This window comes from Pseudomonas sp. BF-RE-25 (assembly GCF_019956105.1).
Lineage (GTDB): Bacteria > Pseudomonadota > Gammaproteobacteria > Pseudomonadales > Pseudomonadaceae > Aquipseudomonas > Aquipseudomonas migulae.
Genome location: NZ_JAHBDB010000027.1, coordinates 40,511 through 54,682, shown reverse-complemented (window position 1 = coordinate 54,682; position 14,172 = coordinate 40,511). Strand labels below are relative to the sequence as shown.

Below are 14,172 nucleotides of genomic sequence, written 5' to 3'. Positions count from 1 at the left end.
GGCAACTCGGTCTTGCGGGTGGATGCCAACATGCATAACCCCTGCGCCGTCGTACCCGTCTACAACCACGAAACCGCCATCACCACGGTGGTCGACGCCCTGATTACCTGCGGCCTGCCGTGCATTCTGGTGGACGATGCCAGCAGCCCGGCCTGCGCCAAGGTGCTCGATCGCCTGGCTGAGCGCGAGATGGTCTACCTGATCCGTCTCGCCGCCAACCAGGGCAAGGGCGGTGCGGTCATGACCGGTCTGCGCGAAGCCTCACGCCTGGGCTTCAGCCACGCCTTGCAGGTGGACGCCGACGGTCAACACGACCTGCAAGACGTCGCGACGTTCATCGAGCACTCACGCACCCATCCGCGCGAAGTGATCTGCGGCTATCCGCAATATGACGCCAGCGTGCCGAAAGGTCGGTTGTACGCCCGCTACCTGACGCACGTGATGGTGTGGATCAACACCTTGTCGTTGCAGATTCGCGATTCCATGTGCGGTTTCCGCGTCTATCCATTGTCACCGACCCTGGCCGTGATCGAATCGGCCAAAGTCGGCAAGCGCATGGACTTCGACTCGGACATTCTGGTGCGCCTGTCCTGGCGCAATCAGCCGATGCAGTGGTTGCCCACCAAGGTGCATTACCCGCTGGACGGCGTCTCGCATTTCCGCATGTTCCACGACAATGTGCTGATTTCGAGCATGCACACCCGGTTGTTCTTCGGCATGTTGCTGCGGGCGCCGGTGATCCTCTGGCGACGGTGGCGAGCATGAGCAGCAACGTCGACAAAAAGCATTGGGCCGACCGCGAGGAGCGCGGCAGTTTCTGGCTGATGAAGCTCACTGCGTTCGGCGCCAAAGTCCTTGGCCGCCGACTGTTGAGCCCGCTGTTGTACGGCATCGTTCTGTACTTTTTCCTGTTCGGTCGCAGCGCTCGCCGCAGTGCCTGGCAATACCAGCAATGCCTCGCCGACTGGAGCGCTCGCACTGAATTGCGCCCGACCCATTGGCGGGTATTCGGTCAGTTCATGGCCTTCGCTGATTCGATGCTCGACAAACTCGACGTGTGGAGCGGCAAGCTGAGCATCGAGCAGATCGAAATCGTCGACCCGGCGTTGCTGCGCAATCAGTTGCGTGGCAGCCGCGGGCAACTGCTGGTGGGCGCACACCTGGGCAATCTCGAAGTCTGCCGCGCACTGGCGGAGATCGGCGAAAAGGTCACGATGAACGTGCTGGTGCACACCAAGCACGCCGAGCAGTTCAATCGTCTGCTGGGCGAAGCTGGGGCCACCAATCTGCGGCTGATTCAGGTCAGCGAACTGGACCCGGTGATCATGCTGCAACTGCACGAGCGCCTGGAGCGCGGCGAATGGCTGGCGATTGCCGGTGATCGCGTGCCGTTGCACGGCGGTCGCAGCGTGACCGTGGATTTCCTTGGCCATCCGGCAAAGTTTCCGCAGGGCCCGTGGTTATTGGCCGGCCTGTTGAAATGCCCGGTCAACCTGATGCTGTGCCTGAAAAAACCCGACGGCGATTATCGACTGACCCTCGAACCGTTCGCCGACTCGATCACCTGGAAGCGCAGCGACCGCGAGCAGGTCATTCATCAGTGGGCGACCCGCTACGCCGAGCGCCTGGGTCACTATTGCCTCGAAGCACCTCAACAATGGTTCAACTTTTACCCTTTCTGGAAGACCGATGACGACGCCAACGCTTGAGCCGGTAACCTTCGGCGAACTCCCTTTGCGCATCGAAGACGTGCTGGCCCTGGCCAACCGTCAGGTGCCGACGCAGTTGCAGGCTGACCCTGCGTACCGCGAGCGCATCGCCAAGGGCGCACGATTCCTCGATTCCCTGCTGGACAAGGAAGGCGTGATTTATGGCGTGACCACCGGTTACGGCGATTCCTGCGTGGTCGCGGTGCCGCTGCATCACGTCGAAGCGTTGCCGCGTCATCTGTACACGTTCCACGGTTGCGGCCTGGGCAAACTGCTCGACGCCCAAGCCACCCGCGCGGTGCTGGCTGCACGTTTGCAGTCGCTGTGCCACGGCGTGTCGGGGGTTCGCATTGAGCTGCTGGAACGCCTGCAAGCATTCCTTGAACACGACATTTTGCCGCTGATCCCGGAAGAAGGCTCGGTGGGCGCCAGCGGTGATCTGACGCCGCTGTCCTATGTCGCGGCGACCTTGTCCGGCGAACGCGAAGTGATTTTCCGTGGCGAACGCCGCCAGGCCGCCGATGTGCACCGCGAACTCGGTTGGGAGCCGCTGGTGCTGCGCCCCAAAGAAGCCCTCGCGCTGATGAACGGCACCGCCGTCATGACCGGCCTCGCTTGCCTGGCCTATGCCCGCGCCGATTACCTGCTGCAACTGGCAACGCGCATCACCGCGCTGAACGTGGTCGCGCTGCAAGGCAATCCGGAGCACTTCGACGAGCGCCTGTTCGCCACCAAACCGCATCCGGGGCAAATGCAAGTCGCCGCGTGGTTGCGCAAGGACCTGGCGATCGATGCGCCGACCGCGCCGCTGCATCGCCTGCAAGACCGTTATTCCCTGCGCTGCGCACCGCACGTACTGGGCGTCTTGGCCGACAGCCTGAACTGGCTGCGTTCGTTCATCGAGATCGAACTCAACAGCGCCAACGACAACCCGATCATCGATGCCGAAGCCGAGCGCGTGCTGCACGGCGGGCATTTCTACGGCGGTCACATCGCGTTCGCCATGGACAGCCTGAAAAACCTGGTGGCCAACGTGGCTGACCTGCTCGACCGTCAACTCGCGTTGCTGGTGGACGAGCGTTACAACCATGGCTTGCCGAGCAATTTGTCCGGCGCCACGGCAGATCGCGCGATGCTCAACCACGGCTTTAAAGCCGTGCAGATCGGCACCAGCGCCTGGACTGCCGAAGCGCTGAAAAACACCATGCCGGCCAGCGTGTTTTCACGCTCCACCGAATGCCACAACCAAGACAAAGTGAGCATGGGCACCATCGCTGCCCGCGATGCCATTCGTGTGCTGGAGCTGACCGAACAGGTCGCCGCCGCCACGCTGCTCGCCGCCAATCAGGGCGTGTGGCTGCGCAGCAAGGCCGAGGACGCGCGCCCGTTGCCACCGGCCCTTGCTGCCATGCATGAAGAGCTGGCCAAGGACTTCCCGCCGGTCATCGAAGACCGCGCGCTGGAAGGTGAATTGCGCCTGTGCCTGAAACGGATTGCCGAGCAACACTGGAGGCTGCATGCGTAGCAAGGGAGTGCTTCACACCGATACGGAAATCCTCGTGCCGTTCTTTGACGTCGACAGCATGAACGTGGTCTGGCACGGCCATTACATCAAGTACCTGGAAATCGCCCGTTGTGCGCTGCTGGATAAAATCGGCCACAACTACACGGCCATGTCCGAGTCGGGCTATGCCTGGCCGGTGATCGACCTGCAATTGCGCTATGTGCGTGGTGCGGTGTTCGGCCAAAAGCTGAACGTGCGCGCCAATCTGGTGGAGTGGGAGAACCGGCTGAAGATCAACTACCTGATCAGCGACCTGGAAACCGGCGAACGCTTGACCCGCGCCGTCTCCGTGCAGGTTGCAGTCGACATGGGCAGCCGTGAGATGCAATTGGCTTCGCCAAAAATCTTCACCGATGCCGTCGCAAGGGCCCTGCCATGATTTTCTGCCACCCCCGTTCCCCTGTAGGAGCCGGCTTGCCGGCGATGGTCGTTAACGATGACGCTGGGCACCTGACTCTGCGCAGCGCTCTCAGGTTTTTCGCGAGCAAGCTCGCTCCTACAGTGTTGTGCGTGTTGCTGGGTATTCCGGGGCTGGCACAGGCGTTTGATCTGCAACAGCTCAGCGATCAACTGGCCAAACCCGATGTGATCCACGGCCACTTCATCCAGGAAAAACACCTGCGCGCCCTGCCCCAGCCGCTGACCAGCAAAGGCACCTTCGTTCTCGCGAAAAACCACGGCTTGCTGTGGTTGCTGAAAACGCCGCTGCAACAGGATTACCGCATCACCGGCAAAGGCATCGCGCGGCGTGACGCCAGCGGCTGGCAAATGCTGCCCGGCAAGAGTGCCGGCGCCGAGCAGAACCGCTTGTTCCTCGCCGTGCTGCAAGGCGACAGCAGCGGGCTGCAACGGGACTTCGAACTGTCGCTGAGCGGTGAGGCGCAGAACTGGAAACTGACGCTGACCCCGCGTTCGCTGCTGCTCAAGCAGGTGTTCAATCAGATCAACATCACCGGCGGCGAATTGGTGAACACCATCGAACTGCTGGAAACCCAGGGCGACAGCACCTTGCTGCGGATGCAGGACAGCACCAGCACCCAACCGTTGAGCGACGCGGAGCAACATGACTTTGCCGAGTGAACGCACGCTTCCACGGCTGTTTCTCATCCTGCTGCTAGCGGTGCTCGCACTCGCCGGCTGGCAATGGCGCGACGGCGCGCCGCTGTCCGCCAACTTGATGGAACTGGTGCCGGGCACGGCGCCGGACGCGCTGGAACTGCGCGCCGAACAACGCATGCAAGAACCGCTGAACCGCGAAATGCTGGTGCTGGTCGGTCACACCGATCGCCAGCAAGCCGTCGCCATGGCGCAGAAACTGGGCGAGCAATGGCAGGCCAGCGGTTTGTTCGAAAAGGTCCAGTGGACCCTGCAAGCCGACTTGCCGGCGCTGCGCACGCAACTGCTGCAAGGCCGGTTGGCGATGCTCTCGGCAGCGGATCGCCAACAATTGATCGAGCACCCCGACGCGTTCATCCAGCAACGGGTGCAAGCACTGTTCGACCCATTCACCGGTTTCAGCCTGGTGCCGAGTCAGGATGACTGGCTGGGCCTGACCGGGCGCATCCAGAACAGCCAGCCGCAACATGGTTCAGTGCAACTGGACATCGGCAGCGGCGCACTGGTTGCCGATGCCGACGGCAAGAGCTGGGTGTTGCTGCGGGCGCGCACCACCGGCAACGCTTTCGACATGAACCTGCCGCTGCAAGTGGCCGATCTGCTCAAGCACAGCCGTGAAGAAGCGGCCCAGGCTGACGTGCAACTGCTGGCCGCTAGCGGCTTGCTCTACGCGGCCAACGGGCAGCGGCAAGCCACACGCGAGATAACCTGGGTCGGCGGTGGTGCCACCGTCGGTATTCTGTTGCTGTTGTTGCTGGCCTTCCGCCGTTTGCGCGTATTGCTGGCATTCGTCCCGGTGCTGGTGGGCATGCTGTTTGGCGCGGTGGCCTGCGTGGCGCTGTTCGGCCATATGCATGTGATGACGCTCGTGCTCGGCTCCAGCCTGATCGGCGTCGCGGTCGATTACCCGCTGCACTATTTGTCCAAGAGCTGGAGCCTGAAACCCTGGCACAGCTGGCCGGCGTTGCGCCTGACCTTGCCGGGGCTGACGCTGAGCCTGATCACCAGTTGCATCGGTTACCTCGCGCTGGCCTGGACCCCGTTCCCGGCCCTGACCCAGATCGCCGTGTTCTCCGCCGCCGGCCTGCTCGGCGCCTACCTGTCGGCGGTGTGCCTTTTGCCTGCGCTGCTCAAGGGTTCGGATTTGCGCCCGGCGCAATGGCCATTGCGCGTCGCCGAGTATTTGCTGGCACTGCGCGAAAGGCTGTTGAAATTCGCCCGTACGCCCGTGCTGCTGGCGCTGCTGATTGCCTTCTGTGTGGGCGGTCTGTTGCAGCTCGACACCAAAAACGATATTCGCCAATGGGTCGGCGCACCGCAGCAATTGACCGACGAAGCCCAGACCATTGCACGCATCACCGGCTACCAACCCACCAGCCAGTTCTTCCTGGTGCGAGCGGCCAATCAACAAGCATTGCTCGAACGCCAAACCGCGTTGAGCGAGCGGCTGGATCAGTTGGTCAATCTGAACAAACTTCAAGGCTATCTGTCGCTGAATCAACTGGTCAGCCAGCCCAGCGAGCAACGGCAAGTGCGCGAAGCGCTGAACAAGTTGCCGGCGTTCTGGCAACCGCTGCTCGACGTCGGCGTGCCGGTCGAAGCACTGAAAACCGAATTGGCGAAGCTGCAAGCACTGCCGGTTGAAGACATCGACAGCGCACTGACCGGTCCGCTGGCCGAACCCTATCGCACGCTATGGCTGGGCCCCACCGAGGACGGCGTGGCGGCGATGGTCAGTTTGCAAGGCCTGAACAACCCTGCACTGCTGCGGGTGCAAGCGCTGGATCTGCCGGGGGTGGAACTGGTGGATCGCCTGGGCGAATTGAATAACGTGTTCGCCAAAACCCAGATCAGCGCTGCGGAACTGAAACTCGCCTCCTGCGTGCTGATCGTGCTGGTGCTGATCCTGCCGTTCGGCCTTGGCGGCGCCTTGCGCATCGTCGCCCTGCCGTTGCTGGCGGCGCTGTGCAGCCTCGCCAGTCTCGGCTGGCTCGGACAGCCGCTGACGTTGTTCAGCCTGTTCGGCCTGCTGCTGGTGACGGCGATCAGCGTCGATTACGCGATCCTCATGCGCGAACAGGTCGGCGGCGCCGCCGTCAGCCTGCTGGGCACCTTGCTGGCGGCGTTGACCACTTGGCTGTCGTTCGGATTGCTGGCCGTGTCCAGCACCCCGGCGGTGAGCAACTTCGGGTTGTCGGTGAGCCTCGGCCTGGCGTTCAGCTTCATCCTCGCGCCGTGGGCCGGACGGCACGTGCAGGCCGCCACGGTCGCGGAGTCTGCAGCATGATGGTCGTGCTGTTCTGGGCAATGGCCCTGGCGTTGTTCGCCGTGGCCACGCGTGTCGGGCGCCACTTCGGTTTGATCCCGATCGTCAGCCAATTGTTGCTGGCCACCGTCGGTTTGCCGCTGCTGATGTACTTCTGGATCGAACCTCAGTGGCACTTGAGCGGCGCGACACTGGTCGCACCGATCTGGCTGAAAAACCTCTACAGCCTGAGTTTCGCACTGTTGCTGGGCTACATCCTCAGCGACGTGATCGACCTGCGCCTAGACCGCCAGAGCCTGAAAATCGCCCTGCCGAGTTTCTGCATTCCGTTCGCAGGCGGGCTCGCGACAGCGATCTGGCTGCTGCCGCCACAGCCGTGGATCAGCTCTTTGGCGGTCGGCCTGCTGTTCGCCATTACCGCGATTCCGGTGTTGTACCTGTACCTTCGGCATATCGATTACCCGGTCGCCGCGACCCGGCGCCTGGTACAAACCGCGATCCTCATCGACCTCACGTGCTGGACCGTGTTCGCCGTCGCCCAAGGCAGCCTGCACCTGAGCAGTTTGCTGCTGCCCTTGGCCTGCGCATGCGTGCCCGTGCTGCTGCGGGTACTCGGCTTGCGCCAGCCACGGCTCTACAGCGGGTGTTTCTTCGGGTTGCTGGTGGTGGCCGAGCACTACAAGCTCAATGCGCTGATTGTCGGCATCGGTTACTTGTTCTGCATGGCCGCGCTGAAGGTGCCGCTGGTGCTGCCAATGCCGGCGGCGTGGATGAATCGCCTGCAGACCTGGATCGCGATCCCGTTGATCCTGACGTTCGGCATCGTGCAGATCAACGTCCACAGCGCCATGGACAGCCTGAGCTGGGCGCAACTGGCTGCGCTGCTGCTGTTCCCGATTGCCAGCAAACTGCTGGGCAACTGGCTGGGACTTGGCTGGGCCGGCGCTTCGTTTGCGGGCGCCAGCCGCTGGCGCGAAAGTGTGCTGCTCAATATTCGCGGCTTGAGCGAGATCGTCTTTCTCAACCTGCTGCTGCAACAACACCTCATCAGCCCGCCGCTGTACTTTGCGCTGATGCTGATGGGTCTTATCGCGACATTGCTGCCGGCATTGGCCGGCATGCACCGAATCCCTTTGAAAGCTGCCGTCCCGGCAAGGAGCCCCCATGCCAATCGTTGAAATGGAACGTCGTCAGGTAGTGATCATCGGCGCCGGTCCATCGGGCGCCATCGCCGCCGCGCTGCTCAAGCGCAAGGGCCACGATGTTTTAGTGATCGAACGCCAGCATTTCCCACGGTTCTCCATCGGCGAAAGCCTGCTGTCGCACTGCCTGGATTTCGTCGAAGAAGCCGGCATGCTCGAAGCGGTCAATGCGGCTGGTTTCCAGCTGAAAACCGGTGCGGCGTTCGCCTGGGGCGAGCAGTACAGCGCCTTCGATTTCGGCGACACCTTCAGCAACGGCAAGCCGACCACGTTTCAAGTCCAGCGCGCCGATTTCGACAAACTGCTGGCCGATCAAGCCGCGCTGCAAGGCGCGGAAATCCGCTATGGCGAAGCGATCGTCAGCGTCGATATCGAGCGGGAAAAACCGCTGCTCGGCGTGCAGCGCGAGGATGGCAGCGAGTACCGCGTCGAGGCTGATTTCATGCTCGATGCCAGCGGCTACGGCCGCGTCCTGCCGCGCCTGCTCGACCTTGAGGCACCCTCGAATTTCCCGGTGCGCCAGGCGGTATTCACCCACGTCGAAGACCACATCGACCACCCGGGTTTCGACCGCACAAAAATCCTCGTCACCACGCATCCAACCGAACGCGATGTCTGGTTCTGGACCATCCCGTTCAGCAATGGCCGTTGCTCGGTGGGCGTGGTCGCAGCGGCGGAGCATTTCGCCGGTCGTGCCGATAATCTGGACGATTGCCTGCGCGGTTTCATTGCCGAGACGCCAAGCCTCTCCAGCGTGTTGAACAACGCGGTGTGGGATACACCGGCGCGCACCATCGGCGGCTATTCGGCCAACGTCAAAACCCTGCACGGCCCGGGTTTTGCGCTGCTGGGCAACGCGGCAGAATTTCTCGACCCGGTGTTCTCCTCCGGCGTGACCATCGCCATGCGTTCGGCGAGCATGGCCGCCGGTGTTCTGCATCGCCAGCTGCAAGGTGAACCTGTCGACTGGCAAACCGAGTTCGCCACACCGCTCAAGCGCGGCGTGGACACCTTCCGCTGCTATGTTGAAGGCTGGTATGCCGGGACGTTCCAGGACGTGATTTTCCATCCGGACAGCTCGCCGGACATCCGCCGCATGATCAGTTCGATCCTCGCCGGTTATGCCTGGGATGAACGCAATCCGTTCGTCGCCGAACCGAAACGCCGACTGCGGATGCTGTCGGAACTCTGTGCAAGGGATGCCACATGAGCTACTTGAGCGACAACTACGTCGAGGAGACGCGCTTCGGGTTCTGGTTCCTGCGTAGCCACACCTGGCAGCACCATGTGCTGCGTGTGGCGATCAATGACCTGCGCAGCCTCTTCAGCGAACCGTTGCCCGCCCATCCAGTGTTGCTGGATGCCGGTTGCGGCCAGGGCAAGTCGTTCCAGTACCTGCGCCAGACCTTTGCGCCACAGCGCCTGATCGGCGTGGACGCCGACCCGCACAGCCTCGACCTGAGCGGCGCAGAAGCCACCCGTCAGGGCATGGACGTGGAGTTGATCGGCAGCGACTGCGCCACGCTGGCCGTGCCGGATGCCAGCGTCGACCTGCTGTTCTGCCACCAGACCTTCCATCATCTGGTGGAACAGGACAAAGCGCTCGCCGAGTTCTACCGTGTGCTCAAGCCCGGTGGTTATCTGCTGTTCGCCGAATCCACCGAGGCTTACATTGATACTTGGGTGATCCGCTGGTTGTTCCGCCATCCGATGCATGTGCAGAAGAGCGCCGCGGGGTACCTTGAAATGATTCGTCGCCAGGGTTTCGAATTCGGCCCGCACAACGTGTCTTATCCTTACTTGTGGTGGAGTCGCGCCAAGGATTTCGGCCTGCTTGAACGCTGGGGTCTGCGCCAGCCAAAACCCTTTGGCCAACGGGAAGAAACCCTGGTCAATGTGGTGGCGCGCAAACCGCTTGAAGGTGCTGTGTGATGTTCACTGTCATTGGCTTAAACGGTGCACCCTGTGGGAGCGAGCCTGCTCGCGATAGCGGTGGGTCAGTCAGCATAAATGTCGACTGTATGGCCGCCATCGCGAGCAGGCTCACTCCCACAGGGTATGCGGCGGTGTTGAGATTTTTGCTCATTGGCGCGGTCCTGCTGATCAGCGCCTGCGCCAGCAAGGCACCGCTGCCCGCGCAAATCCCGAGCCTGCCGTTGCCGCAGCAATTGCACATCCAGCGTCTGGCGGACGGCCAGCGTCAGGACTGGGTACTGGTGATTGCGCGTGAGGGCCCGGGCATTCGTTGGTCGATGATGGACCTGCTGGGCATTCCACAGGCACGTCAGAAACTGATCGACGGTCAATGGCAAGCGGACGGCCTGTTGCCGCCCAACCCGGAAGCCCGTGAGCTGTTCGCGGCGTTGGTGTTTGCGCTGACGCCCAAGGATGAATTGCGCGGCAACTACCCAACAGCCTGGCAACATGGCGCGCAACGATCCCTGCCGGAGCACTGGGAAGTCCGTTATTCACAACCGATGAGCTTTGAATTGAACCTGCCCAAAGGTCCGACGTACCAAGTCACGCCCCTGTCCGGTGAGACACCATGACCGCCTACCTCAACGCCCTCGGGGTGATCTGCGCCCTGGGCCGCGACAAGCACGAAGTCGCGCGCAACCTGTTTGCCGGCGATTGCTCCGGCATGCGCAGCGAGTCTGGCTGGGTGCCGGAACGTTCGTTGCCGGTGGCCGCAGTGCGCGGTGATCTGGCGCCGATCCCGGCGGAACTGTTAAAGCAAAGCACCCGCAACAATCAATTGTTGCTGGAAGCGGCGCTGCAAATCCGCGACGACATTGATCAAGCGATCCAGACCTACGGCCGCGACCGCATCGGCGTGATCCTCGGCACCAGCACGTCCGGCATCGATGAAGCCAGTCGCGGCCTGGCCCATTACATCCGCGAACATCAGTTCCCGGACTATTACGACTATCAGCAACAGGAACTCGGCGCGCCGGCGAATTTCCTTGCCGACTGGCTGCAACTCAGCGGCCCGGCCTATGTGATTTCCACCGCCTGCACCTCCAGCGCCCGGGCGCTGATGAGTGCCCAGCGCCTGTTGGATCTGGGCCTGTGCGACGCGGTGTTGTGCGGCGGCGTCGACAGTTTGTGCAAATTGACCCTCAACGGCTTCTCGGCGTTGGAAGCAGTGTCCGAACAACGTTGCAACCCGTTTTCGGTCAACCGTAACGGCATCAACATCGGCGAAGCGGCGGTGCTGTTCCTGATGACCAAAGTGGCTGGCGATAAACAATCGATTGCACTGCTCGGCAGTGGCGCCAGCTCAGATGCGCACCACATTTCCGCGCCGGAACCGACCGGCCGTGGCGCCCTGCAAGCGATGCGCAAAGCCCTGGGCCGCGCGAACCTGCAACCCGAACAGATCGGCTACCTGAACCTGCACGGCACCGCCACGCAACACAATGACGCCATGGAAAGCCTCGCGGTGTCGGCCTTGTTTCCGGCCGGCGTGCCGTGTTCTTCGACCAAACCGATGACCGGTCATACCCTCGGCGCGGCCGGCGCGCTGGAAGCGGCGTTCTGCTGGCTGAGCCTGAGCGCTGACAATCCAAAACACACGTTGCCGCCACATGTCTGGGACGGCCAGCCTGACCCGCAACTGCCAGCCCTGAATTGGGTGACCCCGGCCGATCGCCTGGCGTCCATTGCACCTCGCTACCTGATGAGCAATTCCTTTGCCTTCGGTGGCAATAACGTCAGCCTGATTATCGGAGACGCCCCATGATTGACTGGCCGCTCGCCGAACTGCTGCCGCACGCTGGCGACATGATCCTCATCGATCAGATCCTCGCGTTCGATGACGAGCAGATCCACACCCGCCTCACCGTCAAGCCCGATGGCCTGTTCAACCGTCCCGACGGCAGCCTGCCGGCGTGGGTCGGCATCGAACTGATGGCCCAGAGTGTCGCCGCCTTCGCCGGCTGCCATGCGCGCCAGCGAGGTGATGCGGTGGAGCTGGGCTTCCTGCTCGGCACCCGCAAATTCGAATGCAATGTCGACCACTTTCCCGCCGGCACCGAGCTGACTATCCATGGGCTGCGTTCACTGGAGGACGACAACGGCATGGGCGTGTTCGAATGCCACATCAACGCCCCCGGCATTCACGCTACCGCCCGTCTGAACGTGTTTCGCCCGCCTCAGGCCGCTCAATATCTTCATGAAACCCCACAAAGCTCTTCACAAGGCTTTTCACAAGGAACGCAGGCATGACTGAATCCGTACTGGTCACCGGTTCCAGCCGTGGCATCGGCCGCGCTATCGCGTTGCGCCTGGCTCAGGCCGGGCATGACATCGTGCTGCATTGCCGCAGCGGGCTTGCTGACGCCCTCGCGGTGAAAGCCGAAATCGAGGCGATTGGCCGAAACGTGCGCATCCTGCAATTCGACGTGTCCGACCGCGCCAGCTGCAAAGCCATTCTCGAAGCCGACGTGGAAAGCCACGGTGCCTATTACGGTGTGGTGCTCAACGCCGGCCTGACGCGTGACGGTGCTTTTCCGGCGCTGAGCGAGGATGATTGGGATGTGGTGATGCGCACCAACCTCGACGGTTTCTACAACGTGCTGCACCCGGTGATGATGCCGATGATCCGACGTCGCGCCGCCGGGCGAATCGTTTGCATCACCTCGGTTTCCGGTTTGATCGGCAATCGCGGGCAGGTCAATTACAGTGCCTCCAAGGCCGGTTTGATCGGCGCGGCAAAAGCGTTGGCGATTGAACTGGGCAAGCGCAAAATCACCGTCAATTGCGTCGCACCCGGCCTGATCGACACCGCCATGCTCGACGAAAACGTGCCAGTGGAAGAACTGATGAAAATGATTCCCGCACAGCGCATGGGCACCCCGGAAGAGGTGGCCGGCGCGGTGAATTTCCTGATGTCGGCGGAAGCGTCGTACATTACCCGGCAGGTTCTGGCCGTCAACGGAGGCCTGTGCTGATGAAGCGCGTCGTCGTCACCGGCATGGCCGGCATCACCTCACTGGGCAGCGACTGGGAAACCATCGCCGGCAACTTCGCAGCCAACCGCAGCGGCATCCGCCGCATGGACGAGTGGGACCGTTTCACCGAGCTCAACACGCGCCTGGCAGGTCCCATTGATGATTTCAAAGTGCCGAGCCACTGGACCCGCAAACAACTGCGCAGCATGGGCCGCGTCTCGCGCCTGGCCGTCGGCGCGGCGGAACAGGCATTGGCCGATGCCGGTTTGCTGGGTGACCCTTCGATCAAGGACGGGCGCATGGGCGTCGCCTGCGGCTCATCCACCGGCAGCACCGACGAAATCAAGGCATTCGGCAACATGCTGCTCAACTCGGTGGCCGAAGGCCTGAACGCCAACTCCTACGTGCGCATGATGCCGCACACCACGGCGGCCAACATCAGCATCTTCTTCGGCCTCACCGGCCGATTGATCCCGACCTCCAGCGCTTGCACCAGTGGCAGCCAAGGCATCGGTTATGCCTACGAATCGATCAAGTTCGGCCGCTTGCCATTGATGCTCGCCGGCGGCGCCGAAGAGCTGTGCCCCACCGAAGCCATGGTCTTCGATGCGCTCTACGCCACCAGCCTGAAAAACGACGCGCCGCAAACCTCCCCACGCCCTTACGACAGCGCTCGCGATGGCCTGGTGATCGGTGAAGGCGGCGGCATGCTGGTGCTGGAAGAGCTCGAACACGCGCTGGCACGCGGCGCACACATTCACGCCGAACTCGTCGGCTTCGGCAGCAACGCCGACGGCCAGCACACCACCCGTCCAGAGCAGGCCACCATGCGCCGCGCGATGGAGCTGGCCCTGGAAGACGCCGGTTTGCAGCCATCGGACATCGGCTACGTCAACGGTCACGGCACCGCGACCGAACAGGGCGACATCGCCGAAACACTGGCGACCAGCAGCCTGTTCGGCGAACACATGCCGATCAGCTCACAGAAGAGCTTCCTCGGCCACACCCTCGGCGCCTGCGGTGCACTGGAATCCTGGTTCAGCATCGAAATGATGAACCGCGATTTGTACGCACACACCTTCAACCTCGATGAGGTCGATCCGCACTGCGGCAAGCTCGATTACCTGCGCGGCGAGTTTCGGCAGATGAGCAATCAGTATGTGATGAACAACAATTTTGCGTTTGGCGGCGTCAACACCTCGCTGATCTTCAAGCGCTGGGTTTAAGCGAAATCAAATGATCGCTGCTTGCGGCGATCATTGACTCCCCCCAACAAAAAAGATGGTTTTCGACGATGGACGAGGCGCTTGAGGATATTTCCTACACGCCTCATCGTAATTTCCTCGCGCTTTGCGCATCTCAT

The 14,172-nt window shown here is 62.3% G+C and carries 14 protein-coding genes; all 14 read left to right on the top strand.

The window, feature by feature from the left end:
* The first annotated feature begins 30 nt into the window (after positions 1-30).
* Complete coding sequence (locus KGB24_RS14265; RefSeq protein WP_008025129.1) at positions 31-765, top strand: glycosyltransferase family 2 protein; 735 nt, start codon at positions 31-33, stop codon at positions 763-765.
* Positions 762-1,709: a glycosyl transferase gene (locus KGB24_RS14260; protein ID WP_223414640.1), complete on the top strand. Its 948-nt coding sequence runs from the start codon at positions 762-764 to the stop codon at positions 1,707-1,709. Before KGB24_RS14265 ends, KGB24_RS14260 begins: the two co-directional genes overlap by 4 nt.
* On the top strand, positions 1,690-3,234 hold the full coding sequence (gene hutH, locus KGB24_RS14255) for a histidine ammonia-lyase (RefSeq protein WP_008025133.1): 1,545 nt from the start codon (positions 1,690-1,692) through the stop codon (positions 3,232-3,234). The genes KGB24_RS14260 and hutH overlap by 20 nt, the downstream gene beginning before the upstream one ends.
* Positions 3,227-3,652, top strand: a complete 426-nt coding sequence (locus tag KGB24_RS14250) for an acyl-CoA thioesterase (protein WP_223414641.1) — start codon at positions 3,227-3,229, stop codon at positions 3,650-3,652. Before hutH ends, KGB24_RS14250 begins: the two co-directional genes overlap by 8 nt.
* Positions 3,649-4,353 carry an outer membrane lipoprotein carrier protein LolA gene (locus tag KGB24_RS14245; protein WP_223414642.1) on the top strand — a complete coding sequence of 235 codons (705 nt, stop codon included), beginning with the start codon at positions 3,649-3,651 and terminating at the stop codon, positions 4,351-4,353. Before KGB24_RS14250 ends, KGB24_RS14245 begins: the two co-directional genes overlap by 4 nt.
* Positions 4,337-6,676: an MMPL family transporter gene (locus KGB24_RS14240; RefSeq protein WP_223414643.1), complete on the top strand. Its 2,340-nt coding sequence runs from the start codon at positions 4,337-4,339 to the stop codon at positions 6,674-6,676. Before KGB24_RS14245 ends, KGB24_RS14240 begins: the two co-directional genes overlap by 17 nt.
* Complete coding sequence (locus KGB24_RS14235; RefSeq protein ID WP_223414644.1) at positions 6,673-7,833, top strand: sodium:proton antiporter; 1,161 nt, start codon at positions 6,673-6,675, stop codon at positions 7,831-7,833. The genes KGB24_RS14240 and KGB24_RS14235 overlap by 4 nt, the downstream gene beginning before the upstream one ends.
* Complete coding sequence (locus tag KGB24_RS14230) at positions 7,820-9,067, top strand: NAD(P)/FAD-dependent oxidoreductase (RefSeq protein WP_223414645.1); 1,248 nt, start codon at positions 7,820-7,822, stop codon at positions 9,065-9,067. Before KGB24_RS14235 ends, KGB24_RS14230 begins: the two co-directional genes overlap by 14 nt.
* On the top strand, positions 9,064-9,789 hold the full coding sequence (locus tag KGB24_RS14225) for a class I SAM-dependent methyltransferase (RefSeq protein ID WP_008025142.1): 726 nt from the start codon (positions 9,064-9,066) through the stop codon (positions 9,787-9,789). Before KGB24_RS14230 ends, KGB24_RS14225 begins: the two co-directional genes overlap by 4 nt.
* A gap of 134 nt (positions 9,790-9,923) precedes the next feature.
* Positions 9,924-10,406 (top strand): hypothetical protein, encoded by a 483-nt coding sequence (locus tag KGB24_RS14220; protein WP_317846472.1) that lies wholly within the window; start codon positions 9,924-9,926, stop codon positions 10,404-10,406.
* A complete protein-coding gene (locus tag KGB24_RS14215; RefSeq protein WP_223414648.1) occupies positions 10,403-11,599 on the top strand; it encodes a beta-ketoacyl-[acyl-carrier-protein] synthase family protein in 1,197 nt (398 codons plus the stop codon). Before KGB24_RS14220 ends, KGB24_RS14215 begins: the two co-directional genes overlap by 4 nt.
* Positions 11,596-12,084, top strand: a complete 489-nt coding sequence (locus tag KGB24_RS14210) for a hotdog family protein (RefSeq protein WP_008039908.1) — start codon at positions 11,596-11,598, stop codon at positions 12,082-12,084. The genes KGB24_RS14215 and KGB24_RS14210 overlap by 4 nt, the downstream gene beginning before the upstream one ends.
* A complete protein-coding gene (gene fabG / locus KGB24_RS14205) occupies positions 12,081-12,809 on the top strand; it encodes a 3-oxoacyl-ACP reductase FabG (protein ID WP_223414649.1) in 729 nt (242 codons plus the stop codon). Before KGB24_RS14210 ends, fabG begins: the two co-directional genes overlap by 4 nt.
* The gene (locus KGB24_RS14200) at positions 12,809-14,035 is read left to right on the top strand and encodes a beta-ketoacyl-ACP synthase (protein WP_223414650.1); all 1,227 of its coding nucleotides are present in this window, start codon (positions 12,809-12,811) and stop codon (positions 14,033-14,035) included. Before fabG ends, KGB24_RS14200 begins: the two co-directional genes overlap by 1 nt.
* The last annotated feature ends 137 nt before the right edge of the window (positions 14,036-14,172 follow it).